General features: G+C 39.9%; 2 protein-coding genes. One reads left to right on the top strand and one right to left on the bottom strand.

Annotated elements, in window-relative coordinates; all coding sequences use genetic code 11:
* The coding region (locus B4K20_RS14000; RefSeq protein ID WP_289283361.1) for a (2Fe-2S)-binding protein at positions 1-365 on the bottom strand (365 nt) is incomplete at its 3' end.
* Positions 366-574: 209 nt separating this feature from the next.
* Here B4K20_RS14000 and B4K20_RS13995 point away from each other — a divergent pair.
* A complete protein-coding gene (locus tag B4K20_RS13995) occupies positions 575-715 on the top strand; it encodes an entericidin A/B family lipoprotein (RefSeq protein ID WP_286305911.1) in 141 nt (46 codons plus the stop codon).
* Positions 716-730 lie beyond the last annotated feature (15 nt).

The raw sequence follows: 730 nt of genomic DNA, 5'->3' as shown, positions 1-730 counted from the left end.
ATATCTTCATCTGTCGGGTTTGGGTTGTCACGAAGCAAGGCCATTGCAGCAACAATTTGTCCTGATTGGCAATAACCACACTGAGGCACATTTATCGATTGCCAAGCCGTCTGAACAGCTTGCCCAACTTTGTCCTCTGATACCGCTTCGATAGTGGTAATTTTTTTATCTTTTGCCGCACTGATTGGTGTGACACATGAACGGATTGGTTTACCATCAAGCATAACTGTACAGGCACCACAAAGCGCTTTACCGCATCCAAACTTTGTGCCTGTCATACCGAGTATGTCTCTGAGTGTCCATAGAATTGGTGTATCTTCAGGTGCGTCTACCTGACGGCTTTTACCGTTAATCATGAGCTTCATTTGATTCATCCTAATTCTGATTCGAGTAATCTTTTTTTTTGCGCCTGACAATCACACTTAGTTAGCCAGACAATTATTATTCAATTATACATGACCAGTATTGAAAAATTTAGTTCCTAGACAAAAAGCCATGGTGTAAAAAAAGATAAAGGTTTCTCTATCTTTTATCAGTTATGGTAATTTTATGCCTGTCTTAAATAGGAGTGTTTATGAAACCATTGGCTTTGTTACTATCTGTTTGTTTCATCTTATTTCTAGCTGGCTGTAATACGATGGAGGGCATCGGTAAAGATGTGGGTGCGGCAGGAGATGCTCTAGAAAAGAGTGCCAGCGAGAATAAAGGTTATTAATAAAAAAGCCTCAAT

It is taken from the genome of Methylophaga sp. UBA5088 (assembly GCF_002414625.1).
Taxonomy (GTDB): domain Bacteria; phylum Pseudomonadota; class Gammaproteobacteria; order Nitrosococcales; family Methylophagaceae; genus Methylophaga; species Methylophaga marina.
Note: the sequence above shows the minus strand (reverse complement) of the source record. Positions and strands in the feature narration are given on the sequence as shown.

What these genes read in the sequence shown, in the direction of transcription:
- B4K20_RS13995 (WP_286305911.1), top strand. Translation starts at nt 575, where the DNA reads ATGAAACCATTGGCTTTGTTACTATCTGTTTGTTTCATCTTATTTCTA.